Annotated in this window: 36 protein-coding genes; 11 read left to right on the forward strand and 25 right to left on the reverse strand. The window is 58.3% G+C overall.

The features are described from left to right. The first annotated feature begins 26 nt into the window (after positions 1-26). Entirely contained in the window at positions 27-989 is a 963-nt protein-coding gene (locus ACST81_RS19580) for a site-specific integrase (RefSeq protein ID WP_438749998.1), read from the forward strand. Here the strand turns inward: ACST81_RS19580 and ACST81_RS19585 are convergent, their stop codons facing one another. After that, entirely contained in the window at positions 990-2,315 is a 1,326-nt protein-coding gene (locus ACST81_RS19585) for a Fic family protein (protein ID WP_438750000.1), read from the reverse strand. A 56-nt stretch (positions 2,316-2,371) separates the two neighbouring features. Continuing rightward, positions 2,372-2,677: a hypothetical protein gene (locus ACST81_RS19590; protein ID WP_438750003.1), complete on the reverse strand. Its 306-nt coding sequence runs from the start codon at positions 2,675-2,677 to the stop codon at positions 2,372-2,374. 182 nt (positions 2,678-2,859) lie between these two features. On the opposite strand from ACST81_RS19590, the gene ACST81_RS19595 reads away from it, so the two are divergent. The 3 genes from ACST81_RS19595 to ACST81_RS19605 all read left to right on the forward strand — a co-directional run bounded on the left by ACST81_RS19595 (position 2,860) and on the right by ACST81_RS19605 (position 4,778). Beyond that, entirely contained in the window at positions 2,860-3,447 is a 588-nt protein-coding gene (locus ACST81_RS19595; RefSeq protein ID WP_438750004.1) for a hypothetical protein, read from the forward strand. 63 nt (positions 3,448-3,510) lie between these two features. After that, the gene (locus ACST81_RS19600) at positions 3,511-4,035 is read left to right on the forward strand and encodes a hypothetical protein (RefSeq protein WP_438750006.1); all 525 of its coding nucleotides are present in this window, start codon (positions 3,511-3,513) and stop codon (positions 4,033-4,035) included. Then, entirely contained in the window at positions 4,032-4,778 is a 747-nt protein-coding gene (locus ACST81_RS19605; RefSeq protein WP_438750007.1) for a hypothetical protein, read from the forward strand. Before ACST81_RS19600 ends, ACST81_RS19605 begins: the two co-directional genes overlap by 4 nt. Positions 4,779-4,952: 174 nt before the next feature. Here the strand turns inward: ACST81_RS19605 and ACST81_RS19610 are convergent, their stop codons facing one another. The 16 genes from ACST81_RS19610 to ACST81_RS19685 form a co-directional block, all read right to left on the reverse strand. Continuing rightward, on the reverse strand, positions 4,953-5,672 hold the full coding sequence (locus tag ACST81_RS19610; RefSeq protein WP_438750008.1) for a hypothetical protein: 720 nt from the start codon (positions 5,670-5,672) through the stop codon (positions 4,953-4,955). A 16-nt stretch (positions 5,673-5,688) separates the two neighbouring features. Next, entirely contained in the window at positions 5,689-6,204 is a 516-nt protein-coding gene (locus ACST81_RS19615) for a hypothetical protein (RefSeq protein WP_438750009.1), read from the reverse strand. A 190-nt stretch (positions 6,205-6,394) separates the two neighbouring features. Continuing rightward, positions 6,395-7,051, reverse strand: coding sequence for a hypothetical protein (locus ACST81_RS19620; protein WP_438750010.1), 657 nt, complete (start codon positions 7,049-7,051; stop codon positions 6,395-6,397). Then, the gene (locus tag ACST81_RS19625; RefSeq protein ID WP_438750012.1) at positions 7,048-7,263 is read right to left on the reverse strand and encodes a hypothetical protein; all 216 of its coding nucleotides are present in this window, start codon (positions 7,261-7,263) and stop codon (positions 7,048-7,050) included. Before ACST81_RS19625 ends, ACST81_RS19620 begins: the two co-directional genes overlap by 4 nt. Before the next feature lie 35 nt (positions 7,264-7,298). Then, entirely contained in the window at positions 7,299-8,042 is a 744-nt protein-coding gene (locus ACST81_RS19630) for a DUF2213 domain-containing protein (RefSeq protein WP_438750013.1), read from the reverse strand. 116 nt (positions 8,043-8,158) lie between these two features. Continuing rightward, positions 8,159-8,812, reverse strand: a complete 654-nt coding sequence (locus tag ACST81_RS19635) for a hypothetical protein (RefSeq protein WP_438750015.1) — start codon at positions 8,810-8,812, stop codon at positions 8,159-8,161. A 15-nt stretch (positions 8,813-8,827) separates the two neighbouring features. After that, positions 8,828-9,454, reverse strand: a complete 627-nt coding sequence (locus ACST81_RS19640; RefSeq protein ID WP_438750016.1) for a hypothetical protein — start codon at positions 9,452-9,454, stop codon at positions 8,828-8,830. A gap of 121 nt (positions 9,455-9,575) precedes the next feature. After that, positions 9,576-9,974, reverse strand: coding sequence for a hypothetical protein (locus tag ACST81_RS19645; protein WP_438750017.1), 399 nt, complete (start codon positions 9,972-9,974; stop codon positions 9,576-9,578). A gap of 149 nt (positions 9,975-10,123) precedes the next feature. After that, positions 10,124-10,873, reverse strand: a complete 750-nt coding sequence (locus ACST81_RS19650; protein WP_438750018.1) for a hypothetical protein — start codon at positions 10,871-10,873, stop codon at positions 10,124-10,126. A 61-nt stretch (positions 10,874-10,934) separates the two neighbouring features. Further along, the gene (locus ACST81_RS19655; protein WP_438750020.1) at positions 10,935-11,930 is read right to left on the reverse strand and encodes a hypothetical protein; all 996 of its coding nucleotides are present in this window, start codon (positions 11,928-11,930) and stop codon (positions 10,935-10,937) included. Further along, positions 11,927-12,181, reverse strand: coding sequence for a hypothetical protein (locus ACST81_RS19660; RefSeq protein ID WP_438750021.1), 255 nt, complete (start codon positions 12,179-12,181; stop codon positions 11,927-11,929). The genes ACST81_RS19655 and ACST81_RS19660 overlap by 4 nt, the downstream gene beginning before the upstream one ends. Then, the gene (locus ACST81_RS19665) at positions 12,178-12,306 is read right to left on the reverse strand and encodes a hypothetical protein (protein ID WP_438750022.1); all 129 of its coding nucleotides are present in this window, start codon (positions 12,304-12,306) and stop codon (positions 12,178-12,180) included. Before ACST81_RS19665 ends, ACST81_RS19660 begins: the two co-directional genes overlap by 4 nt. After that, on the reverse strand, positions 12,303-12,599 hold the full coding sequence (locus ACST81_RS19670; RefSeq protein ID WP_438750024.1) for a hypothetical protein: 297 nt from the start codon (positions 12,597-12,599) through the stop codon (positions 12,303-12,305). The genes ACST81_RS19665 and ACST81_RS19670 overlap by 4 nt, the downstream gene beginning before the upstream one ends. Next, positions 12,596-12,805, reverse strand: a complete 210-nt coding sequence (locus ACST81_RS19675; RefSeq protein WP_438750026.1) for a hypothetical protein — start codon at positions 12,803-12,805, stop codon at positions 12,596-12,598. Before ACST81_RS19675 ends, ACST81_RS19670 begins: the two co-directional genes overlap by 4 nt. After that, positions 12,802-13,122 (reverse strand): hypothetical protein, encoded by a 321-nt coding sequence (locus ACST81_RS19680; protein WP_438750027.1) that lies wholly within the window; start codon positions 13,120-13,122, stop codon positions 12,802-12,804. The genes ACST81_RS19675 and ACST81_RS19680 overlap by 4 nt, the downstream gene beginning before the upstream one ends. 89 nt (positions 13,123-13,211) lie before the next feature. Next, on the reverse strand, positions 13,212-13,406 hold the full coding sequence (locus ACST81_RS19685; RefSeq protein WP_438750028.1) for a hypothetical protein: 195 nt from the start codon (positions 13,404-13,406) through the stop codon (positions 13,212-13,214). 107 nt (positions 13,407-13,513) lie between these two features. Between ACST81_RS19685 and ACST81_RS19690 the strand changes: the two genes are divergently transcribed. The 6 genes from ACST81_RS19690 to ACST81_RS19715 all read left to right on the forward strand — a co-directional run bounded on the left by ACST81_RS19690 (position 13,514) and on the right by ACST81_RS19715 (position 17,709). After that, positions 13,514-14,089, forward strand: a complete 576-nt coding sequence (locus tag ACST81_RS19690) for an Arc family DNA-binding protein (RefSeq protein ID WP_438750030.1) — start codon at positions 13,514-13,516, stop codon at positions 14,087-14,089. Between the two features lie 2 nt (positions 14,090-14,091). Next, a complete protein-coding gene (locus ACST81_RS19695; protein WP_438750031.1) occupies positions 14,092-15,306 on the forward strand; it encodes a tyrosine-type recombinase/integrase in 1,215 nt (404 codons plus the stop codon). Between the two features lie 763 nt (positions 15,307-16,069). Next, positions 16,070-16,585, forward strand: a complete 516-nt coding sequence (locus ACST81_RS19700; protein ID WP_438750033.1) for a ferritin-like domain-containing protein — start codon at positions 16,070-16,072, stop codon at positions 16,583-16,585. Between the two features lie 124 nt (positions 16,586-16,709). Continuing rightward, positions 16,710-16,937 (forward strand): DUF6894 family protein, encoded by a 228-nt coding sequence (locus ACST81_RS19705; protein ID WP_438750035.1) that lies wholly within the window; start codon positions 16,710-16,712, stop codon positions 16,935-16,937. A gap of 267 nt (positions 16,938-17,204) precedes the next feature. Then, the gene (locus ACST81_RS19710; RefSeq protein WP_438750036.1) at positions 17,205-17,540 is read left to right on the forward strand and encodes a DUF4142 domain-containing protein; all 336 of its coding nucleotides are present in this window, start codon (positions 17,205-17,207) and stop codon (positions 17,538-17,540) included. Next, positions 17,512-17,709, forward strand: coding sequence for a DUF4142 domain-containing protein (locus ACST81_RS19715; RefSeq protein WP_438753700.1), 198 nt, complete (start codon positions 17,512-17,514; stop codon positions 17,707-17,709). The genes ACST81_RS19710 and ACST81_RS19715 overlap by 29 nt, the downstream gene beginning before the upstream one ends. 219 nt (positions 17,710-17,928) lie before the next feature. Here ACST81_RS19715 and ACST81_RS19720 read toward each other — a convergent pair whose 3' ends face one another. Then, on the reverse strand, positions 17,929-18,102 hold the full coding sequence (locus ACST81_RS19720; protein ID WP_438750038.1) for a hypothetical protein: 174 nt from the start codon (positions 18,100-18,102) through the stop codon (positions 17,929-17,931). Then, positions 18,099-18,323: a hypothetical protein gene (locus tag ACST81_RS19725; RefSeq protein WP_438750039.1), complete on the reverse strand. Its 225-nt coding sequence runs from the start codon at positions 18,321-18,323 to the stop codon at positions 18,099-18,101. The genes ACST81_RS19720 and ACST81_RS19725 overlap by 4 nt, the downstream gene beginning before the upstream one ends. Before the next feature lie 25 nt (positions 18,324-18,348). Here ACST81_RS19725 and ACST81_RS19730 point away from each other — a divergent pair, with 25 nt between their 5' ends. Then, positions 18,349-19,341 (forward strand): GlxA family transcriptional regulator, encoded by a 993-nt coding sequence (locus ACST81_RS19730; RefSeq protein ID WP_438750040.1) that lies wholly within the window; start codon positions 18,349-18,351, stop codon positions 19,339-19,341. Between the two features lie 9 nt (positions 19,342-19,350). Here the strand turns inward: ACST81_RS19730 and ACST81_RS19735 are convergent, their stop codons facing one another. From ACST81_RS19735 to ACST81_RS19755, 5 genes are all read right to left on the reverse strand, one after another. Further along, positions 19,351-19,740 (reverse strand): GFA family protein, encoded by a 390-nt coding sequence (locus tag ACST81_RS19735; protein ID WP_438750041.1) that lies wholly within the window; start codon positions 19,738-19,740, stop codon positions 19,351-19,353. Positions 19,741-20,123: 383 nt separating this feature from the next. After that, a complete protein-coding gene (locus ACST81_RS19740) occupies positions 20,124-21,224 on the reverse strand; it encodes an ABC transporter ATP-binding protein (RefSeq protein ID WP_438750043.1) in 1,101 nt (366 codons plus the stop codon). Between the two features lies 1 nt (position 21,225). Next, positions 21,226-22,272, reverse strand: a complete 1,047-nt coding sequence (locus ACST81_RS19745; protein ID WP_438750045.1) for an NAD(P)-dependent alcohol dehydrogenase — start codon at positions 22,270-22,272, stop codon at positions 21,226-21,228. A gap of 11 nt (positions 22,273-22,283) precedes the next feature. Then, entirely contained in the window at positions 22,284-23,105 is an 822-nt protein-coding gene (locus ACST81_RS19750) for a carbohydrate ABC transporter permease (protein ID WP_438750047.1), read from the reverse strand. After that, positions 23,102-23,965: a carbohydrate ABC transporter permease gene (locus ACST81_RS19755; protein ID WP_438750049.1), complete on the reverse strand. Its 864-nt coding sequence runs from the start codon at positions 23,963-23,965 to the stop codon at positions 23,102-23,104. The genes ACST81_RS19750 and ACST81_RS19755 overlap by 4 nt, the downstream gene beginning before the upstream one ends. Positions 23,966-24,023 lie beyond the last annotated feature (58 nt).

The raw sequence follows: 24,023 nt of genomic DNA on the forward strand, positions 1-24,023 counted from the left end.
GTCCTCTCAACCAGGGTAGTTACCTGATGTCCGCATTGACGTTGATCTCCCCTGCCGAGGGTATCGTGCAAGCCTCCGACCTGAGCGAGTCCGCGCTCGACTATGGCCGCGCTGCGCTATCCACGAACACCATGCGGGCCTACAGCGGCGATTGGGAGGAATTCCAGACGTGGTGCGCCGATCGGGGCCGCGGCTCTCTGCCTGCCACCCCTGCGACCGTGGCAAACTTTGCATCTGCTCTGGCTAGCGCTGGCAAGAAGGTGCCCACAATCGCGCGCAAGCTGGCTGCCATCCGGTTCTTCCATCGCGGTGCCGGTGAAGAGAACCCGACCGACAATGCTGGCATGTCTGCCATCCTGAAGGGCATCCGTCGGACCGTCGGCACGGCGCCGCGCCAGAAGGCACCAGCGACGGTTGACGTCATCCATGCACTGATGGCCCGCATCGCAACTGACACCCTTCAGGGCAAGCGCGACCGCGCTCTGTTGCTGCTCGGGTTCGCTGGCGCGTTCCGTCGCTCCGAGCTGGTGGCAATCACCGTCGAGGATCTGACCTTCAGCAACGAAGGCGTTGACGTATTCCTTCCCAAATCGAAGACCGACCAGGAGGCAAAAGGCCAGTCGGTGGCGGTTCTAAATGGAAAGGCGCTGAAACCGGCTGACAGGCTGCAGGAGTGGCTTGAGGCGGCCGCCATCACAAGCGGTCCGATCTTCCGACGGATCAACCGTGGCGACCATTTAACAGGCGAGCCGCTGACTGCTCAGACGGTGGCGCTGATCGTGAAGCGCTATGCCGAAGCCGCTGGGCTTGATTTCGAGAAGCTTTCCGGTCACTCGCTGCGCGCCGGCTTTGTAACGTCGGCCGCTGAAAACCGGGCCAGCATATCGCGCATCATGGAAGTGACCCGCCATCGCGATCCCCGGACGGTCGAGACCTACGTGCGCAGAGCCGATCGATTTAAAGATCACGCTGGCGATGGGTTTCTTTGACTACCCAATTTGCTCCAGCAGCGCGTCGCTTATGTTTTTCGCTATCGCTGTGGTTGGCATCTCTTTGAATCCCTCTGCTGAGAGTGAGATCCAATCATCGCCGTGGCCGAGCCGGGAGGTAATTTCTGTCGCGAATGGAGAAGATGAGCCATGGGAAATCCATTTGGGAAATCCGACTGGATTGCGCCGAGACCAATATATTGACGGCCCCCCTTCCCCAACATGTCGTGACATCGCTCCACTTCTATGTCCTACCCACGCCAGTTTTTCTAGGCGCGGAAACCCAGGTACTTCTAAGAACAGGCTGAACGCCCAAGTTCCAGAAACGCTGCGTCCGGCGCACAGTGAAGCGAAGTCTTGAACATCGGTGAGGGCACCATATTGGCGAAGTGAACACGTGCCGTGAACTACCTCAAGGGACGAGGTTAGGTTGTGTTCCAACATTGAGGCCAGCAACGATAGCCCCGTGTTCCATATTTTCATTTGCTGCTCTTGCAGCCGTACCAGCCTCGCAACGACAGGGCTGTATCCTTGCTCTTTCGCTGCGGATCGCTCCATACCCGTAAGCGCGCCGTCTATCCGATCAAAAATCAAGTCGATGAAACCGCTTATGTCTCCACCAACATCGGATTCTCCAAGTGCGTCGATATAGCGGTCACGTTCAACTTTCTTGATTATAATTGGCGGGTACCCTGCTCTTATAAGCTCCAGGTTACCTATAGCTCGCGAGACCCGACCGTTGCCGTCAATAAAGGGATGCACGTGAGTCAGCCATGCGTGAAGTACAGCTGCTCTGATGGGTGCTGGAGCGTCGGCATTTGCAACTGACCATTGCTGCCAAACCTCCATCTGAGCCATAACTTCACCCCAAGTTCGCGGCGGGGTATGTTGAGCGCCTTTAATTCTAACGCGCTCTGATCGAAACATGCCGGCGCCTGGTCTATCCCCGAGTAGCAATCCATGTATTTCGAGTAACTGTTCTATGTCAGTCGGACTACCCCCTTGCGCAATTTCCACGACGCGGTTCAAAGCCCTGTCAAGCGCAACGGCATCCCTGATAAATGCAGGATCGTGACCCGTTATGGTTATTCCCTTTAGGACGGCTAATTCTGTTTCACCCGCCGAAAGGGTACTGCCTTCAATGGCGTTCGACTCCGCCACCTGCTCAAATCGCTTCTCCCCGTAATAAGCGCGGAGTGTTTTTTGCGTTAGAACATCCTTCCGCCTGAGAAGCGAAACGCGATCCTCAACCGCGTCAAGTTTTTGTTTGATTTCGTGCTCAACGCTGGCTGGGAGGGTGTAAGGGGTGGCATCGAGACGGAACATTCTTTTCTTTCAAACTATTTTTGGACAGGCGTGTGTCACTGGGATTGTCGCCGGTTTCACTCAACAAGCCTCGAGATTTTCACTTGCGCGGAAATTGCTAGCTTCCTGTTTTCTTCACTCAATTTGTCGCCGAGTAACACGCTCCCGCGTTTCATAAACTTCAGTAAAATCAATATCTCAGATGAGTTAAAGGATGGGCTGGGAAACATTGTAATAGCCTGAACCTTAGGACCAATGAAGGATGCGGCCGCTATTAGATCGTGGTGATCAATAAAAATCAGATCGTGAATTGCCTCCATCACTAAAACACGAAGCACGGCCGCTTCGTCCGCCGTTAGACCCAACTGAATCTGCTCAACCATTTATCCGACCTTCCACGGCGGGTGCGTAGTTTGCCCAAGGTTGCCGATGTTCGAGTGATAATCAAGCGCCCATATCGGCAGCGATAAGGGGGATTATCGCTATCTTTCGCGCCGCTTGACTCCTGCGTGCATCATGTCAGCTTACGCGTTTTGGACGTGGGGACGTCTGGTCTGGGGGAAGCATGAAAATTTGGGTGGTTGCGTGGGCGCTTGTGTCTCTGGTCACGCTGGGTGGTTGCAAGTCGAGTTACACCTATGAGCCCATAATTCCCAATCCCCCAAACCTTGAGATGGCGAATGCGCAGTGCGAGATGATGTCTACCTCAGCCGAACAGGGAATGGTTGCGTGGGGCACGCCTGGCTACGTCGCTGGCGCCCAAATCGGCAACGCGATTGGAAACGGCATCCGGGTTGATCAGTTCATGCGCCAATGCATGACGCTGCAGGGCTGGAGGCGCGTTCAAAATCTGACTGACAAGACTTCGCACGCAACGACAACCCCTCAAGCGGCCCCCGCGCTGAGTCCGGAGCGGCGTGGAACGTATGTTGACGCCCTAGGCTTGCGGCACATTGCAAGCAAGTGCTCAATTACTTTGCCGGCGTCTGTCCGCGCCGATCTTGAGCGCCTGAACAGCGCGTCTCAGGAAATCGACCCGTCTGTTGCGGCAGATGGGAAAGCGAAGGGCGAGAAAATCTACAACGATCAGGTCAAATTGGCCGGGAAAAGTCAGGCGTGCAAACGCGTAGCCAAAATCATTTCGGAAATGTGATGACAGCCAAGTCTGCTCGCGAATGCGCCGCCTTGCCTTATGGCCTCATGAGACGAGGCATACGTGAGTAATGAACTTCGGATTTTGGAATTGATGCGAGCGGCGTATGATTCGCAGAAGATGGCTTTGCCTCCAATCGGTTGGAAGCAAGATCGGCAGAGGGACCGCATTCTGCGCGTACCGATAGCGTGCGATTGCGGCACCGTTAATTTGACTGGCGTCTCAATTATTGGAACAGCATGGACTGATGAACCGGACGAGCGGGTGACATTTCAGCTCGCAATGGACGTCGATGGCACGGACTTCCGCATTGCTCGGATCGATTGGCGTCCGCGCCAGCCCCATACCAACAAACTTGGTCCACCTGAACTACGCGGCGTAACAGCCTATACCAGCATCCACGACTTCCCCGAAAACGCGGCTCTCGGCATAGAAGAGATGCAAAAGCACAATCTGCCGATCATCAAGAAAATTGATCCAGAGCCTCCTAATTTTAACGAACTTCTCGCCTATGTTCGTGATACGTTTAAACTTAACAACGCCTTGGACATACCGGTGCCACCATGGTCGCAGGAATTACATCTGTGAATGACCCCGTTTCCGTCGCGAATTTCGCCGAGCGGATTGCGGGGGAGCTTGTACGCGCCCGCCGCTCGTCTCGTGGGGTTGTCATAACCACACCGGTACTCTTCCCTTCTGGCGCCCACGTAACGATCCTTGTCACGTTCACTGGCGACCGTTGCCTCGTCTCTGACGACGGCGCAGCTTATGCGGAAGCAGACCTGATGGGAGCCGGCGAAATCTTTCGTCGGGTGGCGCGATCAATCGCAGATGAAGTGGGCTTGAGATTCAACAACTTCGAGATATTTGAAACCGACGCTCGCATCGATACCCTTCCAGGTATCATTGCCATCGTGGCTGACACGGCACGGAGAGCTATTCACGTCACTGCAGAGCGTTTGGCGCGAAAGCTCGACTTCGATTTGAAAACATCGATCGTTGATAGGCTGATCGATGTTTTCGGCGCAAAGCGAGTTTCGGCTGATGCCGAGATAACAGGCGCCTCTACACATAACTGGACAGTGGATGCACTTGTCAAAACCGAAGGCGCGGAGATTGCAATCGAAGCAGTCTCGCCGTCCCCGATCTCCGTTTCGTCCGCATATATGAAGCTCGACGATATCCGGAGGTTAGACGGGGCTCCTCGCACAGTAGCAGCGCTAAAGGGAAAGCAACAGTTTGGCGCTGACCAGCTTCTTATCCTCGGTCGCACTTCGAAGCTCGTGGACGTCCGGTCCGACTGGCGAGAACTGGAACGTCTGGCGGCTTAACTTCAACGCATCGCGTTCTACAAACCCCTCCCTCGCGCGGCGGGGTTTCTTGTTCGGTGATGCCTCGCACAGCTGTTGAGAATTCCCGTTATCGCTAGTAAAATTGCCGGGCGCCGCCGTGCCACAGGATCTGCATGAAGCTCACGATCGATAGAATTGGCGTAAGATAAAGTTTCAGAGAGGGGTGGCGATAAAACGCAAGAATTCATCGCCGACTGTAGTGCTCCGCTTCGCCAAAAAAACTGCCGATGTGCCCATGGCAACCATGCCGCCTGTATCCGCCAATCCTTCGCGATCAAGGTCACGAAACACGCGCTGCATGACAGGTTTGGGCATTACGCTCTCAGGTAGGGCCGCCTCCAATACCGCCATCTGAGATCCCGCGTACATGGTCTTCGCTGCCGCGACCATTTCGGGCGACGCAGTAGGGTCAGCCAAAAGGGTCAACACCTTGATATGCGCCGGCGAAAACTGATCGAGGTATGAGAAAAACACTCCTCTTAAGGTCTCCTCAATTTCGTAGCCTGTAGCGATGTTGAGCACAGCGTTACGCAAATATTCTAACTTCTCCTCTCGGCTTGTTTTCATAGATGCTTGGGTAGCCTCGTACACCGCCGAAACAAAGTCGTCGTTGCTCTCCAAGTCATGAGGATCGAATCCCTCTAACCGGTCCTCTAGCTCGCGCAACCCTTTGCCTAGGCGCTGAAACCATTCGTCGCGCCGCTTTTCCAACGGCGCCGCAACAAACCGCTGAACAATTGCTCCAGCAGCATAACTTCCACCTGGTATGATTGATGTAGCAGCATCGATGGCCGTCCGCGCAACTTCATAGCCGAACGAACGCTTATCTTCGGTCGGATACTCCTCCAGCGGGCCTTTCATCTTCTCTGACATCTAAACGCCTCCTCTTTTATTTGTCGGCCGCTGACACGGAAACCAGGGAATTCCAAGCTTCCTTGTACGGAGCCAACCAATTTGGCCCACATCCGATATGTACGCCAGTTTTGTCAAAGTCAGGTAGGAAGCGACGCATATCCGTGTCCTTGCGCTGCTGCCCTTTCTTACCAGGGGTTGAAAGCCATACAGCGTATGACCGTTGCAAAACGTCAGCTACTAGCGCGCTGGGTATCAGGAAGCAGGATGGCGGATCTGTAAGAGTTTTTCCAAAATCCAGAAAAGCGTAAAATAGGCGGTCTGAGACAATGCTCTCATGTTTTTTCCCCATGTGCCACCCGCCGTCCGACCCCTTTTCCACCCGCGTTTTAACCTGTACTGCACATAAGCGATCACCGATATCATCCGTTACGACGATATCGCAGTTGGGAACCCCGACGGGCGCCAGCGCGGCGATTAGGCCGCGACGAAGCAACTGACACATTACGTAGTGCTCGCCGGCGGCGCCGAGGACCGTGGATGCCGCGACCATAACCTCTCCCCAACAATTATTCGCGCGTTTTGAAAAGCTTTGCATGCCCCTGCGTTAAGCATTGTGCCTTTAAAGCACCTCTTTACTCAAGAGTGCGCCTTGTTGATTGTGCGAGTTCAACTACTGGAGATTTGAGCGGGGAAGTAGTGTCCAGATCGTTGAATAATGGGCCGGCACCGGCATTATGGGCTTACCGCTCTGCGTTGCGGCGTTCAATATCTGCAAAGGCTTCTATCTCTTCCCGCGTCTGCATGCGCGACGTGACCGAGGATAGCGCATCGAGACCGCCGTGCGGATAGCTAAGGATCATGTTCTCCTGCACTTCCGTCACCATCATCCACCCGCCCACGCCGGGGTTCTGCTGCGTTTGGTCGGCCATGAGGCGTGGCATCCCCGTTTTGACGTCAGCCGCAAACCTTGTCTGAGCCTCAAGATCGACCATCGGAGAAACATGGACTCCGTCAATCCTCTGGATTTGGCCGCTCGCCCGATAGTTCGAAATCCAATGTGAGGCCGGCCCCAAGCGCCCCCAGCCGGCAATGTAGACATCGACATCCTGCTTGACGGCATAGGCTTCGCTCGGGTCGAGGTATTCGCCGACCAGCACATCCTTGAAATGCTCGATCAGGTATTGAACGGCGCTATCGTAATCGGCGGCGCCTGCAGATATCGACCGCTCGAACACACGCAGCGCTCCGACATGACCACGCACAGCCACCACCATCCGCAACCAAGGCAGCAGCGAATACTTGACGATATTGAACTGAACACCATCGCTGTTGGTCGTTTTGGTATCCGTGAACAGGCAGACGCGCTCGCGCTGCACGAGGATGTTGACCGCGCTCATAAGGAAAACTCCCAGTAGTCGCCGCCTGCGGAAATGGCGGAACCGACGCTGGCTACCGTGGCTGCTGTCGCGGCGCTCATCCCGATTGCTCCTGACGTGAGGATCGACGTGAACAATGGCGTCAAGATCGGATCGCCGTTAACCTGGCTTTGCATGCTGGTCGCGATGCCGAGCCCGTAGCGCTGCAGCATCATGCGATGATGAAAGCTCATTGCGTACTCCTCACGAGAAAGACACTTATCGCTACCTATTTGCCCTTCCAGGCGTTGGACTGGCTGAAGATCATTTCCTCATAGGCTCGCTCATGGTCGGCAAGTTCAGCCATCGGCCGGCCGTCGCGGGTGAGTGTCAGATCAAATGCCGAGCGGCCGACCTTGGCGGCCTGGAGATGAGCATTGCCCATGTCTTGGCACATCTGGTCATAGGACGCATCGCGATGCGCAACGGCCAATTCTTCCGCCGTGGCAGCACTGTCACCCAGCCGAAGCTCAGAGCCGCCCCTTGCATGCTGGACGACAGCTATGTGATTTGATCGGATACCGCGCTGGATGGCATCATATGTCTCGCCTGATGGCGATACCCCGGCTGTCCACTCCAGAGTGCAGTCGTAGCCCATGGAAAGCTCCCTGGTGCCGTTCTCGACCGCGTCGATGGTTGCCGCGTCGGCCAAAAGCATGGACACCCGGATAAACTCGCCGTCGCGGGCAACTTCGCCGTCGCTCCAGCCCTTGGCAACGTCACGCCAATTGATCGCTGATACCGGCTTGTTTGGATGCCCGAGGGTCACCGGCCGGTGCGCGAAACTCTGCATGGTGTCCTTGCTGAACACCTCGTCTGCCGGTCGGAAGACACGCACGCGCTCCATTTCCGGCTTGCCGACTTCGGCGCCCGTGTACATCTGGACATTGTCTGCCCGAGCAACGCGCGCGTTCACGGTCAAGTAGCCGTCGGCCGTGCGGCGCTTGTTGTCGATCGTCAATTTGTCCTGCATGTGCATGTCAGTTCCTTTCGAAATGAATATGGCGGAGAGCTCACCTCAAGACGCTCAAACCTCTCCGCCCCACTGCTCGCCAAGACGGTCACCACTTCACCCCGGCGATTCAGAACTCAGTGTGTCGTTGCCTTCCAACCATTGGTGAGGCCGGAGACCATGTCCGCATACGCCCGGTCAGCCTGCGCCTTGCCATCGTTGATGCCGGTTGCAATGCCGTCCTTGACGAGAGCGGCGAACGGATCGGCGTTTGCCTCGTCAGCGAGGAAGTCGAAGCGGCAATCGATATAGGCTTGTGTTTTGCCTGCGACAGCATCGGCGCCGAAACGCCCTTGAACGACCTCGCGACGAATTGCGTCTTCGGAAAGGTTGCTGGTGTCGAGCTTCGGCGCAATCTTCCTGGCTGTCTCGATGACTTTGCCGCGAAGGCTTGCGCGGCGTTCGATCTCGGCTTCCTGATCGTTGTATCGTGCAGTGGCGGCCTCGATATTGCGGTTAAGCGATGCGATCTGCGCATCCTTCGCCGCGATTTCAGCAAGGCGCCGCTTGCGCAGCTCGATCGCTTCTGCATCGATCCTGGCAGCCTCTGCATCCATGGCCTGCACGAAATATTCGACATCGGCGGCGGTCGGCAGTTGCAGCGGGTTGGCATCGGTAAAGGGGCTCGCAGTAGCCTTCCCGGCGGCGTTGTCGCGCGAATGCTGAATGAACTTGGCAACGGCGTCCTCAACGCCTGGCGTCAAGCTGCTTGTGTTGTTTTGCTTGGGCATAGGTTGTCCTCTCAATTATCGATCGAACGACGGCCAGAGATAGCCGTTGATCGTTCCGTCCTTTCGGAATTTGGGTAGGCGCACAGCATCCACCAGCGCCGGCCACGATATCTCTGGATTGACGGCCCACTGGTCAGGAAAACCTCGCGCTCGCTGCTCTGCGGTCGCATGGCCGTGAAACTTGGCGTTGGATGCGCGGATGCGCTCCATCAGAGCCGCAATCTTGCGAGACAGTTCGTCGTATTCCTTCAGGTCTTCGATCAGTTGCTCGCGCTCGATCAACGCGGCCTCGTGCGCAATGCGGCGGGCCTCAGCGTCCTCGCGGCTTCGGGTCGAAGTCAGCAAACCACTCAGTTGCTCGGCTGCGGTCTCCAGCCTCTTGCTGCGGAAAATGGCGTATTCCATCTGCCGGCGGGCTTCCGCCACCTCCGCAGGCCGGCGCTTCGGGTCCAGGGCGCGGGCCTCGGCTTTCTCGCCCTCTGCCTTGGCGGCATAGTTCGTCCGCGCGACTTCAGCAAGCAGTTGAGCGAGTTCGGCGGATACCAAGGCGTTCGAGAATGCGTCGGCGATACGGTCGTCCAAGCTGGTCTTGGCGTTCTGCTCTTCGCGGATTGAGATAACTTGTCCGGCTTGCATGGCCATCGGCTGCTCCTGTTGTGGAGACCGATAAGACCATGGGCGCTCGATCGGCGGTATTCGAAGAATTTGGAACTATGTGGAAGTCTGTGCCCATTCCGGCCGCAAATTGCAGAGCTTCGTTCAGCTATCGGCCGCCGCCCCGGATTTCTTCGAGAAGATCGATGCCACGGGAAAGGTATGCTGCCACGAGTGGATGATGCCGTTCGCCGCACCGGAGAAGCTCCAGCGCCTGGGATGCCCCGTCCAGCCTCATCAGCAGCGCCGGGAATGAAATCTGCAATGGCGAGTGCTTGTCTGCCTGCCGGCCGACACCATCGCGTTGCGCCCATTTCCGGATTGTCTTGTCACTGACCTGGGCGAAATACATCGCTGTTTCGATCCGCACGATTTCAGAGGGCAGCATCGGAACGGGCAGTTTCCGAGCGATAGCGGCATGCTCCGGCAACGCGGCCGGAGCTTCCGATAGGTAGCGATAATGGTCATTCTCGACAGCTTTTTTGCTCGCGAAATTATCACTCGTCATGGGAGATCCTTTGACGTGCAAAACCTTCGGCTTCCGCCAGAAGCCGCCGAACCGCGATGACCTCGCAGCTATACCGGCCATGCTTGAACGCCCCGTTCTTGGAGCCGCTGGGAGCGCCGGCACGGGCGCCATGGAACCGGCACACGGTCTTAAACCGCTCTGCCGGCGCCTGGCACGGTTTCTTCGTCCGCTTCGAAGTTGCCGTACAGCGCGGCGCTGACTGGAATGGATAAATCGTCTTGTTCATGGGATTGTACTGCCTTCTGACTGGTGGCCCTCCCCCCGTGGGCGACATTTCCGACAATAGCCTGGCCGCCTTCGTAGACGTGGACATGCTTGACGATGACCTTCTGGCTTCCGCCGTTGCGGTGCTTACGGAGCGCTTCCATCTGCGTTGTGAAGGTTCGCATCAGCTTGTTGACGACACGCTCCTGGAGGTCGAGCTGGGGGATGGTCTCGGTGTGGTTCATCTTCCGGGTGAAGGTCATGCTCGCCAGGTGAACGGCGGCCATCTGCAGGGCGAGCATGGTTTCGAGGTGGTCCCGAGGCTCGATCCCCCGCACCAGGGCAACCGCAACGTTGAGCGCGTCGATATCGACCTCCGAGCCCTTCGACGTCACGTTGATGAGCTGTTGGATTGCGCCGGAGTACATCGTGCCATCGGTGATGCCGAGCGCCTTGGCAATCATCGACTGTCCCAGAGCCGGAGATACGTGATCGGGGATGACCGATGTCGGTGTTTTCTTGAACATCGGGAATTTCAGGCTTTCGCTGAGCGGGCGCATGAGTTCCCTGTCTGCGTCGGTCAAAACGTATTTCTCGGCTGGGACTGGCTCCTTGCTCGCTGAGGGTCTTTTGGCGGGTAGGTTCTTCGTGGCGGGTTTCTTGCTGGTGGCCATTTTCAGTTCTCCTGATGTGTTGCGGTCGCCCGCACCTGGTGGGGTGACGCCTGCGGGTTCGTCATCCGGCGTCCATCCACGGTTCGAGATCAAATTCGAAGAGGTCGCCGTGCATCAGCAGCGGCAACAGCTTGGGGCGTTCCATGTCGGGGACGTTGTGCTTGCGCAGGAACGCGAATGCGGCCTCCAGCGTTTTCGGCGCAGGGAACGGCTTGCGGCTGAGAGGGCGCCCTTGCAGCGACTTCGGGTGCTTCCAGTCCTGCCATGCGATCTTCGGCTTCGGAGGTGGCGACACGTCACCGGGGAAGTCGCCTTCATCGTCGGGGACGGATTCGAGATCAATCTCGTCGTCTTCCGATGAGGAAAACTCGATTGGCTCTGGAGCGGGTGAGGAGGCGACTTTCGGGGCAATCACCGAAGGCTCAGTTTGAGGCTGCGCTTTTTTTTCTTCGACCGAAGGTGCAATTCCTACCGAAGGTGCAGTTCGCGTATACGTATCCTCTAACTTATCTTTCCTGTCATAAGCAGAGTCTTTATCAAGGGTATTCCTATCAAGTATATTGGTGCACCCGGGTGAACCTTCGGTGGCCGGGTTCTGCACCTTCGGTTGAGGCTGCACCTTCGGTTTTTGCACCTTCGGTTCAAACGCGTTTTGCACCTTCGGTTGATCGTCAAAATGCACCTTCGGTGAAACATGATTTTCGTCGGTTTGCACCTTCGGTTCGGGCATCTTCAAATAAATGCGGCGAAGCTTGCCGATGACGATACCTTGCTCGTTCCGCTTGGCGCTGGTGACGCGATCAATCAGGTTAAATTCGCCTAGCGCGATCAGGCCGCGCTTCGCTGTAGAGGTGTTGTTGGTGCCGATGGCGCTGGCAATCTCCTCATCGCTCGGGAACGCGAAACCGTACTCACGATTGACGAACGTCGGCAGCACGCCGGCCACTCGAAAACCAGCCTTGGGAAGGGCGCAGCTTGCGGCCACGCTCCTCCATTCGTCCCGCAACTTGTTGAACGTCGCGGCGTCTGTTTTGAAGTCGATCCTGGCGCTGGTCATGTGCGCCCTTTCGTCTTGCCGCGATGCAGGCGGGTGTGATGTGACCGGCAAAGCCACTCGACCAGCAACGGCCGGCGATAGTCGCGATGATGCGCGTCGGTCTTGGGATGGCCGCACACTCGGCACGGCATCGGGACGAGGCGACCAGCGCGGATGGCGGCGGCGACCTGCAGATGCGCCCGGTAGCGTTCCGGGTTTTCCTTACGCCAACGCTGCTGGCGGGTGAGCTGCTTTTCGGTGTCGTCGGTCATCGGCGCCTCCGATCGTAGAAATCGATGATCAGGTAGGCAGGTCTGGCGATGAGGTCGCCCAGATAGGCGACCCCCTTTGCGATTTTCAAAAGCGTGATGGCCGTGACGAGGGTGATGAGCTTCATGACTTGCCCCCGGGAACGAGGGTTCGCAGGAAGTCGCGGAAGGTGAAAGGCTCGTCGTCAAACCCCATGTCAGCGGTTTCTTCGAGCCAGCCGTTTTCGAGGATGACCGCCACCTTCATGCGGATATCTTCCGCTGTCTGACACTGGTAGCGGACGAAATCCTTGCAGGAAGCCCACGCCTGTTCGTAGACGGGACCGGCGGCGGTGAGTTCGCCGTTTTCATCCTGCGTCGCCATCCATGCATCGCGATCGGCGATATAGCGCGTGTGAAGGTCGAGAAGGGCGTTGCTCATGACAGCGCATCCTTCATGCCTTCCAGACGTTCTTCGGCGGACTCCAGCCTGCTTTCGATCTCGATTAAAACCGCTTGGATCGCATTCGTTGCGTTGGTCGAAACGGAGCTGTCGGCAGCAGCCATGTAAACAGCTCCGGCCAGATATCGAGTACTAACAAGGAGATCCACGATATCGACAAGCTGGCTCTTGAGGGTGGTGGTCATCGTGCCGCCTCCTGAAGCCGATCATGGAGCTTTTCAGCCTTTTTGAGGAGGTTGGCGGCATCTATCCAAACCTCACCAGCGAGCCAGTCGGTCACGTCAATGCTGTCCTTCTGAAACATCAGGACAACGTTGTTGCCGTCGATCTCCCTTGCGCGGGCAAGGTCGAGGGCGCCGGCAACACGCTCCATGAGAAGGTAAGATTTCCGTTGTGCGTTATGGATATCGCACCAGATATCCTCGAATTCCTTCCGAAGCTCGGGAATGGTGATCGAGGCTGGCATTCCGTCCAGCGCGGTGATAGGGTTTGTGTCGTTCATTTTGAAATCCTGCGGAGGGTTTGAGGATTGAACTTCGGCCTGGCAAAGCGTTGGCGCGCTTGCCGGGCCTTTTGCGTTCTGAAGGGCACTCACGATGCGTCCTCCATGAAAAAGCTGATGAGCTTGCTGCGGCTGGCGACGTAACGTTCGCCCACCTGCTTCACCATCGGCAGGTTGCCGCACTGGATCATGTGATAGGTCTGGCGATAAGTGCGCCCGATCAGCTGCCCGATCGCACCGACTCCCCAAACTAAATCCATCTCGGGCGCGTCCTTAGCGTCCATTTTTCGCACTCCATGATAACCGCATGACTACAGAATGTAGCCATTGCGCATGATCGTTACAGAATGTAATGATTGACGTCAAGACGATCTAGTTACAGAATGAAGTCATGACGGATAATTCGAAGGAATTGTTGGCCAACATTGCTCCGTTCGGCCTGCGAATGCAGGCTGATTTGAAGGAGCGTATCAAAGCGCATGCGGACAAAAATAATCGATCGATGAACGCAGAGATCGTCGCGACCTTGGAGCGCGAGTATCCAGCGCCCGCTGACGTTATGCACATCCATTTAGGCAATATCCGTCGGGCGCTCGACAAATACGAGCGGGAGACTGATCCTCGCGCCCGGATGCACCTTCAGACGATGGTAGAGGCGATGGTTACGTCGGGCCAGAACCTGGAAATTAATTGGGACGAAGAGGGAGAAGCCCCACAGCTTGGAAAAAAAAGCGAGATCGTCGAAGTCATCAACACCGCTTCGGATATGTCCACGGTCAACTCCGTTGCCGACGCCCTCAAAAAGGGCGATGTCGCGGCCGCCGTTAGGGCACTTCATGTTGACGTTCAAGGGGAGCTAGGAGACGCGCTTAGGTCCGTATTCGCCGAGGATGCCACCTTGGAGCTCTATGCTGACCTCTTGCCAAAAATTGTCAGAGCAAAAAAACTCGCCGAAACAGGACGATAGCTATGAGCGTCCGCAAGCGCGAATGGACAACTCCCAAGGGCGTCGAGAAATCCGCCTGGATTGTCGATTACGTTGATACGACCGGCAAGCGCCGGCTGAAAACCTTCCGCCTGAAAAAGGAAGCTGACCAGTTCGCGGCGACGGCCACGGTTGAGGTTCGCGAGGGCGTGCATGTTGCGGACAGTGCTACGGTCACAATCGAGGAAGCCGGTAAGCTCTGGCTGAAATCCGGCGGCGCGGCCGGACTGGAGCGCACCTCGCTCGACCAGCGCAAGCAACACCTCAATCTACATATCACTCCCCTCGCCGGCTCGGTGAAGCTGACGAAGGTCACAGCACCGTGGCTGCGATCGTTTCAAGATGAGCTGCGGGAGACGGGCCGCTCGGCCGCTATGGTCAAGCGGGTTACGATCAGCCTCGGCAGCATCCTCGCCGATGCCCAAGCGCGCGGGTTGGTGATCCGCAATGCCGTGCATGAGTTGTCGAGGGCAAGGTCAGGCACCAAGTCATCAGAGAAGCGCGCCAAGGCGAGGCTGCGGGTCGGGGTGGACATTCCAACCAACGCGGAGACGAAGGCTATTCTGGACGCTGCGGCGGGCCGCTATCGCCCGCTGTTGGTGACGATGATCTTCACCGGCATACGGGCCAGCGAAGTTCGCGGCCTGCGGTGGGATGATGTAGATCTCAACAAGGCGCTGCTACACGTTCGCCAGCGTGCCGATCGGTATGGCGACATGGGCATGCCTAAGTCGGAAGCGGGACAGCGCACGGTCCCCCTGCCCCCGCTGGTGGTAAACACGCTCAAGGAATGGAAACTCGCCTGCCCTGCCAGCAAGGAAGGTCTCGTTTTCCCGAACACCGTGGGGAAAATCGAGGATCATCAGAACATGCTTCGGCGCGGCCTATGGCCCACGATGATCGCCGCCGGACTCACGGTGCCTACCGGCAAGCCCGACGAGAACGGCGAAGCGATGGTAGAGCCGAAGTATTCAGGGTTCCATGCGCTGCGGCACTGGTATGCGTCTTGGTGCATCAACCGCAAGGCTGATGGCGGCTTGGAGCTGACACCCAAGGCGGTTCAAACCCGGATGGGCCACAGCTCAATTCAGGTGACGTTCGACACCTACGGACACCTTTTTCCGGCGCCTGACGAAGGCGAGGAAATGGCTGCTGCGGAGCGCGCTTTATTCGCAATTTCGGGCGGCAAAAGTGCGTGACCCCTATCTGCCGAAATGTTTGTCCGCGACATGAACGCGACATGGCGCATGGGAATGCCTGCAAAGCAAGGCCTCGTATAACACTCTGACTCCGTTAGTCCTGGTTCGAATCCAGGTTCCCCAGCCAATTCTCCCTAAAAGCCCTTAATTCCTTGATTTTCCAGTCGTGCCGGATACCGTTTTGGCATCATTGGCGACCTGATGCCTGCTGGTGCCCATAGGTAACTCCCACGGCTTCCTGAACTGGCGTCATCAGTGGTCCAGCAGCGGCTGTCACGGGCTTGGCCGTGCACCACAAAGTCGAGAATCTGATCCGACGCAGAAACATCTTCTGTTGGCGTGCGCATCCCCTCCGTCTTCGTCATTGCCGCCCAGGCAGCCGCCTTCACTCAGCTTTCATTGCTCCGCCTATAAAAGGCACGGATCATCGGCCGGAAGCTTATATATGATTGGCCGAACTGAAGATGGAAGCGATGTCCATCGAGAAGCAACTCCAGTTCCCGTCAGGGGATCGGTACGGTGTCGAGATATCCAATCGGCTCGGTCAGCCAGGCTGGATTCCATATAGACGTTGCCTGTGGATCGCGAACCTCGGTTTGTAGGTGCGGCCAAGCGGCGATTTTCATCAGTTTCGGGAGGACTGCCATTATGCCGGGCATAAACGGCATCTGACGTCGGGCTCATCCATCGGAATTATTTCAGGGCGCCGGGAACTCTGCCCGCCATCGCAGGTTAGACGTATCCAGACACGAGAGGAATCATCATGACGACAGAAGATACAGCACGTTCGATTTTCGTCACCGGCTTGAAGAACGCGCATGCCATGGAAAATCAGGCGCTTTCTATCATGAAGCCGCAGGTCAGCAGGATCGAGAATTACCCGGAGGTCGCAGCACGCCTCGATCAGCACATTCGCGAAACCGAAAATCAGATAACCCGGCTCGAAGAGCTGCTCGACAGTTTTGCAGAAGATCGCTCGGCCCTGAAGGATATGGCGCTCTCCTTCACCGGTGCCATGGCCGCGATGGGACATACCATGGCAGGCGACGAGATCGTAAAGAACTCGTTCGCGAACTTCGCTTTCGAGAATTTCGAGATCGCCGCCTACCGGTCACTGCTCACTATCGCCGAACATGGTGGTTTCTCCGCCTCAACCGCCGCGCTCCAGGCCAATCTCGATGAAGAACGGGACATGGCCGGCTGGATCGAACAGAACCTGGCCGATGTCACGCTCAAATTCCTCTCCCTGAAGGCAGCTGGCGAAACAGCAAAGGTCTGACGGCAATGGCAATGGGAGACATCCTGTTTCTAGTTGGTGGCGCCACTCCGGTGGTGGCGCTGGCCTTGCTTCTCTGGTTAGGGCCACGCAGGCACCGTTCCTTCCGCGATCCACGAGAGCGGTGATGCCGTTTGTGTATTTCCATCGCAGCGATGGGCGCCGCTATTATCTGGATCGGCAGGGGCGATATGTGGCGTGCGGTGACCTGGCTCGGCGAGAGGCAAAGCAGATACTCGCTCGCCACCTCATCGAAAGCGCAACAACCTCAACCACGCTGGGACTGGACGTCGAAGCGCAAGACCTGAGCGGTCGGACCATCTTTCAGGCATGTGTCATCGCAGCCGTTTGGTGACGACCACATTTGTGAAATTATCCGTCATTGACTGCCGGTAGAGTCCAAGAAGGCCGGCCGATGGATAAACACCGCAGCGCGGATCATAGCCAGTGTTCGGTTTGGCGTTGTCTTGCCAGACAAACGAACTGATTGGCGTGCGGAGGATGGCCGATCCGGGTCGCGCTGATCGTCCGCCGCCGGCGAACCTTCTCAGCTTGCATCCATCGGGAACTTTCCACCGTGAACGTGGTTCGCCCCGGTCATCAATTTTTTTGAGGAAATCCCATGCCCAAGACCGTTATCGGACTCTTCCTCGCCTTGATATTCGCCTCGTCCCAATCGACTGCCGTTGCACAGCAAAGCCCCTCTTCCGAGGATTTCGCGCGAGAAGCTGCGATTTCAAATGAATTCGAGCTTCAGGCAGCCCAGCTTGCCGTGAAACGTGGCAAGGATCCGCGCGCGATCACGTTTGCCAACGATATGCTCCGCGACCACGGCAATGCCTCGGCCGGGCTGGCCGAGGCGGCCAAAAAGGACGGCATTCGTCTTTCGACCGCCCTCGACGACCGCAGAAAAAAAACAATTCGACTCCCTGCAATCGGCGACCGAAACGGACTTTGACCAAGCCTATCTCTCAACTCAGATCACCGCTCATGAGGATGCCGTCGCCCTATTCGACGCTTTTGCAAAGAGCGGGAACGCCGGCGCCCTCAAGACGTTTGCGCAGCGGACACTCGGAACGCTGCGAATGCATAATGTCCGGGTGCATGACATGACGGACGAGAAATAAGCGGCGGAAGGAATATGATCATGGCGCCGAAGGACAGCGACGCTACCCCACTCCACAAGAGAGCGGACAAGCAACAAATCGAGGAGGATGCCGAGGGACAATTCGCAAAGTCAGGCGGATCGAAGGGCCAGCGGTAAGCACTGGTCGTCTTACATCGATCAGCCTTCAAGCTCCGTCGGCCGCTCACCTCGCTGAGTTCTTATCCGACGATGCTTACAATCAAGCCGCCGTGAATATCGCGTCGAGCACGATTACGGTATAGAGCGTGAACGCTGCCACGGCGATGCTGCTGATCACGATGATCACACCTTTGCCGACAACGAGTTTACGTCGTTTCTTTGCTGGAGTGTCCGCGGATGGCGCAAGGCCCGTTGGCGTATCGTGGCTGGTCATGATGTGTTCCTTTCTTCAAGGAAGCCAACTGGATACCGCACCAATAGTTCCGGCAGCCGCCACTTGGCGGCTGATGCCTGTCCATCAAACATTTTCGGAATTCCGTCACTGCCTGTCGGGTTCGCCGCCTCGGTCATGCCGCACTCTTTTACCGGTTGTTCCAATACGGTATGCTCTTCGTGGACAAATGGCGTATCACTGCGCGCGACCTTCCAGATCATGACGCGGGATTGCGTTGGAGACGAAATGAAATCCTCAAGCATGCCGGCTGAGCGGCTTAAGATCGGCTTCGTCCTGGCGAAGTCGTTCACGTTGTCGGCCTTTGCGCTGTTCGTGGATACGCTGCGGCTGGCGAGTGATGAGTTCGACCGGTCGGGTCGGGTGCTCGCGGATTGGGAGGTGCTGGGCAGCACGCGGCACCTGATCACGTCGAGTTGCGGCGTCAAGGTCGCGCCGACGTCCGATTTCATCGATCCGAGCCAGTTTCACTACATCGTCGTGGTCGGCGGGCTGCTCAATACGACCTCGACCGTGGATCAGGATACCGTCAACTTCCTGAAAAAGGCGGCGGCAAAGAACGTCAAGCTGATCGGCGTTTGCACCGGCACCTTCATTCTCGCTGAAATCGGCCTGATGAAGGAACATCGGACCTGCGTCAGCTGGCTGCATTACAATACGTTCCGCGAGCGTTTCCCCGACCATCCGGTTCGCTCTGACCGGATCTTCAATCTCGACCGGACGCGTGGCTCCTGCGCCGGTGGCAGCAGTACCGCCGACATGGCGGCCTTCATCGTGCGGCGGCATATCAGCAAGGAAGCCGAGCGCAACGCGCTGGAAGTGCTGCAGATCGAGAAGGCCCGCACCGCCCTTGCCATCCAGACCCGCAAGCCGCTGTCCATCGAATGCAAGGACCCGCGAATCCGCGCCGTGCTGATCATGATGGAACAACATGTCGAGGGTACACTGCCGATCGAGGAACTTGCCTCATCCGTCGGCCTGTCGCGGCGGCAGCTGGAGCGGCTGTTCATGAACGAGACCAAGAGTTCGCCCGCCCTCGTCTATCGGCGCGTGCGGATGGAGCGAGCCAAGCAGCTGCTCACCAGGACCAAGGCGCCGCTGATCGAGGTTGCGCTGGAAGTCGGGTTCGAGAATGCCTCGCATTTCTCCCGCGCCTTTTCGCAGGCCTTCGGGCAAAGTCCGACGAAGCTGCGCGCCGCCTTGGCGGCCATCGAGGACTGATCCGAACCGTCAGTCTTCGAACCGGCTTTCGCTCTCGCGGTCGCGCTCGTAAAGCTTCATTGGAAATGGCGGCAGCCAGGATTCACGGCGGATCATCCACAGTTCGTATGTCGGCTGGAACTGGTCGGGCGCGTCGAGCGATCCGAGATGGATCTCGATCTCGTCTCCGGTGCGGCCAAAGACTGGCGAGCCGCAACGGGGGCAGAAGAAACGGCCGGCATAGTCGCGCGTCTCGCCCTCGATCGTCACCGCGTCCTCCGGAAAGATCGCCGACGCATGGAACAGCGCGCCATGATGCTTGCGGCAATCGAGACAGTGGCAGATACCGACCCGGTACGGGGTTCCGGTCGCGACGAAGCGGACATCGCCGCACCGGCAACCGCCTGTAAACTGCTTCATGGTGCATCTCCTCTCGCCCAGCCGACGGGCGGACAGCACCGCAATTACCCCGCGCCGTCAAGAATAGATCGCGGTTTGCCGCCGAGAGGACGCGGCGCCCAAGGCATCCGCATATGCCCCTCTGACCTAGCGGCCATCTCCCACATGGGACGGAGTGACCGGATTCGATCGTGCCGCAAACAGTCTTGCCCCTCTCCCCGCGTGCGGGGAGAGGGGCAAGACTGTTCTCTTCGAAAATGTGGAAGCGAAGCCCCTCATCCGCCCTCCGGGCACCTTCTCCCCGCGCGCGGGGAGAAGGAAGGAGCAAACCGCTCCTCCACGCACAACAGCAATGCCGGGGAGAACTCAGCCGCCGCCCTTTCAGATTGCGGGAAACCGGCTGCTTACTGAAGGGCTCCTCCATCGCGCCGAAGCGTCAGGCCGGACGTCTTGTCGAAGAGGTGGATGCGCGCCTCATCGAAGGAAAATGTCAGCCGGTCGCCGGTTTTCGGGCAGGAGACCGCATCGACCAGGGCACCGATTTCCTTGCCGGCGACCTTGAAGGTCACCAATGCGTCGTTGCCATGGAACTCGATGAGATCGGCGACCCCGGTCAGGACATTGCCGGCGGTCGAAGGAGCCTGCACCAGGTCCGGCGGGCGGATGCCGAGTACCGCTTCCTGGCCGGGTTTCAGGTCAAATCCATGTCCGGAAATCTGGACGTCGGTTCCTTCCGTCCGCAACACCCAGCCCGCCTCTCCGCGCGCGATGGTGACGTCGATCAGGTTCATGTTGGGCGTACCGATGAAGCCGGCGACGAACAGGGTGCGCGGCTTGCCGTAGATATCGGCCGGCGTTCCCACCTGCTCGATCGCGCCGCCCTTCATCAGGACGATACGGTCGGCGAGCGTCATCGCCTCCAGTTGGTCATGCGTCACATAGATCGTGGTCGTCTGCAGCTTCTGGTGCAGGCGCGCGATCTCGACGCGCATGTGATACCGGAGCTTGGCATCGAGGTTGGACAGCGGCTCGTCGAACAGGAACACTTTCGGCGTCTTGATCATGGCGCGGGCGATGGCCACGCGCTGCTGCTGGCCGCCGGAGAGTTCGGCCGGCTTGCGCGACAGGTAGGGTTCGAGGCCGAGGGTGGTGGACACGGCCTTGATGCGCGCGTCGATATCGGCCTTCGGTATCTTCATCCGCTTCAGGCCGAAGGCGATGTTGTCGTAGATCGACATGTGCGGATAGAGCGCGTAGTTCTGGAACACCATGGCGACACCGCGGTCGCGTGGTTCGAGCTCGTTGACCGCCGTGCCGCCGATCGAGACGGTGCCGCCGGAAATCTCCTCAAGGCCCGCGATCATCCGGAGCAAGGTCGACTTTCCGCATCCGGACGGACCGAGAAAGACGATGAATTCGCGATCGGCGACCTCGAGGTTGAAATCGCTGATGACGTTGACGGCGCCGTAGTTCTTGTCGACGCCGGAGCAAACGATATTCGACATCTCAGTTTTCCTCCACTTGCATGCGAATATGCAGTTTGACGTCCGTCGGCCGGGCGGCGGCGGCCCGCTCGAACGCGGCGATGCTCTCGGCGAAATCGAAGGTTTCCGTGATGAGCGGCATCAGGTCGACCTTGCCCGAGGCGATGAGCTGAAGTGCCCGGTCGAAGATATTGGCATAACGGAACACCGTCTCGATGCGCACTTCCCTGGCGATGGCACCGGACACATCGAAGCTCACCGGCTGGACCGGCAGGCCGACCAGCACCACGGCGCCGCCGGGGCGGACGAGATCGAACAGGCCGGAATAGGCCTTGGCGCTGCCGCTGGCTTCGAAGACGATATCGGCGCCCCAGCCGGCTGTGCCGGCCTGGATGACGTCATCAAGATTTTGCTCGCCGATATTGACAGGGATGATGCCCGGATAGCGTCCGGCGATTGCCAGCTTTTCCGCGCTGAAGTCGGAGATGTAGACGCAGGCGCAGCCACCGGCGAGTGCCGCCAGCGCCACCATGATGCCGATCGGCCCGCAGCCGACGACCACGGCGACATCACCGGGCGAGATGCGCGCGCGCGCGGCCGCTTGCATGCCGATCGCGAAAGGCTCGACCATCGCGCCTTCGGCGAAACTGACATTGTCAGGCAGCTTGTAGGTGAAGGCGGCGGGATGGACGACATAGGGCGTCAGCACGCCATGAACAGGCGGCGTCGCCCAGAAGCGCACGTCCGGATCGACATTATAGATGCCGAGTTTCGAGGCGCGCGAAGAGAGGTTCGGAATGCCCGGCTCCATGCAGACGCGCTCACCAGGCACCAAGCTACGAACATTGCTGCCGACCTCGACGATCGTTCCGGCTGCCTCATGCCCCAGAACCATCGGTTCGCGCAGCACGAAGGGGCCGATTGCACCATGGGTATAATAATGCACATCGCTGCCGCAGATGCCGACCGTATGGATCCGGATCCTGACATCATCCGGGCCGATGTCCGTCGGCAGGTCGATATCCCTGAGGGCAAGCAGGCCCTTCTGCTCCAGAACGAGAGCTTCCATCTTGTGATCCTTTACGATGACTTACGCTTGAAGGCGCTGTTGAGCATGCCGCTCAGAACTCCGATGAAGAGCAACGGCGGAATGGAAAGAAGAACGACCGACGCGTTCAGAATACCCCAGGGCACGTCGCGGCCAAGCTGCGTCAGTTCCGAGGCGACGATCGGCAGGGTCTTGGCGTCGGACGTCGTCAGCATCAGAGCGATCAGGAATTCGTTCCAGACCAGCACGAAGCTGAAGGCGACGGCGCCGATCAGGGAGCGCGAGGCGATCGGCAGCGCGATCAGGAAGAAGATTGCGAACGGGCCGTAGCCATCGACGCGTGCCGCCTCCTCGACCTCCTTCGGCACCCGCGCAAAGGCGGGAACGCTAAGCCAGACGACGGTGGCGAGCGTCAGCAGAGTATAGGTCACGATCATCGACAGCCGCGTGTCGTACAAGCCGAAATCCAGCCAGATCACCATCAGCGGGATGGCGACGGCGACCGGCGGCAGGAAGCGCAGCGACAGGACGAAGAACTGGATATCCTTCGACCAGCGGTTCGGATAACGTGCGATGGCATAGGCTGCCGGCAGGCCGAGAACGGCGCCGATCAGCACCGCCATTCCCGAGATGATCACCGAATTGAGCAGTCCGGCGAAGACGCTGTCGCGCCCCAGCACATAGGCGAAATTGTCGAGCGTCGGGGTGAAGATGAAGAGCGGCGTCGGCGTGACGATATCGACGCGGTTCTTGAAGGCGTTGAGAACAGTCCAGAAGACGGGGAAGACGGCGGAGAAAGCCGCCAGCGCAAGGATAACCTTTCCGGCGGTGCGACCGAAGTGACGCGAGCTCATATCCGGGCCCTCTTCCAGAGAAAGGTAAAGGCGACGGATGTCGCAATCATCATCAGCACGGCCATGCTTGAGGCATAGGAAATCCGGCCGGATTCGATGAACCCTTGCGAGAAGGCGTACATATCCAGCGTCTCCGTCGAAATACCGGGTCCGCCGCGGGTCATGACATAGATGAGGTCGAAGGCGCGCAGCGACTCGATCATCTTGACGAAAGCGAGCGAGATCAGCGGCGCCTTGAGCATGGGCAGCGCGACATAGGCGTAGACCTCCCAGGTCCTGGCGTGATCGAGCCGTGCGGCCTCGAACGGCTGCGGCGGCAAGGTCTCCAGCAGCTTCAGGACGATGACCGAGAAGAACAGGCCCCATTGCCAGACATCGACCAGCGCGACGGTACCGAGCGCCGTCAGAGGATTGGACAAGAGGTCGAGCGGCTGCCCGGTAATCGCCTTGTAGGGATAGGTGATGATCCCGTAGAGCGGATGGAAAGCGAATTTCCAGACGAAGGCGGCGGAGACGCGCGGCAGGATCACCGGCACGAGGAACAGCAGCGACAGGACGTTGCGCATCCTCTGCGTCGTGCATTCGAACAGCAGGACGCCGAGCCCGATCGCCATCAGCAGCGTCAGACAGACTGTCAGTACCTCCCAGGTTAAGGAGACTTGGATGGCATTGATGAAACGCCTGTCGGAAAAGAGAGAAAGATAATTCACCAGGCCGACGAACTGGCCATCGGGGCGGCTAAGCTCGCGATCCTGAAACGAAATGACGATGGCATAGACCGTCGGCACAAGGGCCAGCACGGCCAGGATGGCCATTGCGGGCGTCAGGAAGACCGCCGGCAAAACATGTTTGGCTTTCATGGGGTACCCCTCCGGCGATGAAACGCCGATGGACAGAAACCCCGGCGGACAAAGGCCC

Source organism: Pararhizobium sp. O133, assembly GCF_051669845.1.
GTDB lineage: Bacteria > Pseudomonadota > Alphaproteobacteria > Rhizobiales > Rhizobiaceae > Pararhizobium.

Coding starts and splice junctions, on each gene's coding strand:
- ACST81_RS19670 (WP_438750024.1), bottom strand. CDS start 12,599: ATGAGCAACGCCCTTCTCGACCTTCACACGCGCTATATCGCCGATCGC.
- ACST81_RS19675 (WP_438750026.1), bottom strand. CDS start 12,805: ATGACCACCACCCTCAAGAGCCAGCTTGTCGATATCGTGGATCTCCTT.
- ACST81_RS19610 (WP_438750008.1), bottom strand. CDS start 5,672: ATGTCAGAGAAGATGAAAGGCCCGCTGGAGGAGTATCCGACCGAAGAT.
- ACST81_RS19585 (WP_438750000.1), bottom strand. CDS start 2,315: ATGTTCCGTCTCGATGCCACCCCTTACACCCTCCCAGCCAGCGTTGAG.
- ACST81_RS19740 (WP_438750043.1), bottom strand. CDS start 21,224: ATGTCGAATATCGTTTGCTCCGGCGTCGACAAGAACTACGGCGCCGTC.
- ACST81_RS19595 (WP_438750004.1), top strand. CDS start 2,860: ATGAAAATTTGGGTGGTTGCGTGGGCGCTTGTGTCTCTGGTCACGCTG.
- ACST81_RS19615 (WP_438750009.1), bottom strand. CDS start 6,204: ATGGTCGCGGCATCCACGGTCCTCGGCGCCGCCGGCGAGCACTACGTA.
- ACST81_RS19705 (WP_438750035.1), top strand. CDS start 16,710: ATGCCGTTTGTGTATTTCCATCGCAGCGATGGGCGCCGCTATTATCTG.
- ACST81_RS19655 (WP_438750020.1), bottom strand. CDS start 11,930: ATGACCAGCGCCAGGATCGACTTCAAAACAGACGCCGCGACGTTCAAC.
- ACST81_RS19755 (WP_438750049.1), bottom strand. CDS start 23,965: ATGAAAGCCAAACATGTTTTGCCGGCGGTCTTCCTGACGCCCGCAATG.
- ACST81_RS19660 (WP_438750021.1), bottom strand. CDS start 12,181: ATGACCGACGACACCGAAAAGCAGCTCACCCGCCAGCAGCGTTGGCGT.
- ACST81_RS19665 (WP_438750022.1), bottom strand. CDS start 12,306: ATGAAGCTCATCACCCTCGTCACGGCCATCACGCTTTTGAAAATCGCA.
- ACST81_RS19735 (WP_438750041.1), bottom strand. CDS start 19,740: ATGAAGCAGTTTACAGGCGGTTGCCGGTGCGGCGATGTCCGCTTCGTC.
- ACST81_RS19650 (WP_438750018.1), bottom strand. CDS start 10,873: ATGGCCACCAGCAAGAAACCCGCCACGAAGAACCTACCCGCCAAAAGA.
- ACST81_RS19625 (WP_438750012.1), bottom strand. CDS start 7,263: ATGAGCTTTCATCATCGCATGATGCTGCAGCGCTACGGGCTCGGCATC.
- ACST81_RS19750 (WP_438750047.1), bottom strand. CDS start 23,105: ATGAGCTCGCGTCACTTCGGTCGCACCGCCGGAAAGGTTATCCTTGCG.
- ACST81_RS19645 (WP_438750017.1), bottom strand. CDS start 9,974: ATGACGAGTGATAATTTCGCGAGCAAAAAAGCTGTCGAGAATGACCAT.
- ACST81_RS19630 (WP_438750013.1), bottom strand. CDS start 8,042: ATGCAGGACAAATTGACGATCGACAACAAGCGCCGCACGGCCGACGGC.
- ACST81_RS19710 (WP_438750036.1), top strand. CDS start 17,205: ATGCCCAAGACCGTTATCGGACTCTTCCTCGCCTTGATATTCGCCTCG.
- ACST81_RS19720 (WP_438750038.1), bottom strand. CDS start 18,102: ATGACCAGCCACGATACGCCAACGGGCCTTGCGCCATCCGCGGACACT.
- ACST81_RS19680 (WP_438750027.1), bottom strand. CDS start 13,122: ATGAACGACACAAACCCTATCACCGCGCTGGACGGAATGCCAGCCTCG.
- ACST81_RS19745 (WP_438750045.1), bottom strand. CDS start 22,272: ATGGAAGCTCTCGTTCTGGAGCAGAAGGGCCTGCTTGCCCTCAGGGAT.
- ACST81_RS19635 (WP_438750015.1), bottom strand. CDS start 8,812: ATGCCCAAGCAAAACAACACAAGCAGCTTGACGCCAGGCGTTGAGGAC.
- ACST81_RS19695 (WP_438750031.1), top strand. CDS start 14,092: ATGAGCGTCCGCAAGCGCGAATGGACAACTCCCAAGGGCGTCGAGAAA.
- ACST81_RS19620 (WP_438750010.1), bottom strand. CDS start 7,051: ATGAGCGCGGTCAACATCCTCGTGCAGCGCGAGCGCGTCTGCCTGTTC.
- ACST81_RS19640 (WP_438750016.1), bottom strand. CDS start 9,454: ATGGCCATGCAAGCCGGACAAGTTATCTCAATCCGCGAAGAGCAGAAC.
- ACST81_RS19700 (WP_438750033.1), top strand. CDS start 16,070: ATGACGACAGAAGATACAGCACGTTCGATTTTCGTCACCGGCTTGAAG.
- ACST81_RS19590 (WP_438750003.1), bottom strand. CDS start 2,677: ATGGTTGAGCAGATTCAGTTGGGTCTAACGGCGGACGAAGCGGCCGTG.
- ACST81_RS19580 (WP_438749998.1), top strand. CDS start 27: ATGTCCGCATTGACGTTGATCTCCCCTGCCGAGGGTATCGTGCAAGCC.
- ACST81_RS19730 (WP_438750040.1), top strand. CDS start 18,349: ATGAAATCCTCAAGCATGCCGGCTGAGCGGCTTAAGATCGGCTTCGTC.
- ACST81_RS19685 (WP_438750028.1), bottom strand. CDS start 13,406: ATGGACGCTAAGGACGCGCCCGAGATGGATTTAGTTTGGGGAGTCGGT.
- ACST81_RS19725 (WP_438750039.1), bottom strand. CDS start 18,323: ATGATCTGGAAGGTCGCGCGCAGTGATACGCCATTTGTCCACGAAGAG.
- ACST81_RS19690 (WP_438750030.1), top strand. CDS start 13,514: ATGACGGATAATTCGAAGGAATTGTTGGCCAACATTGCTCCGTTCGGC.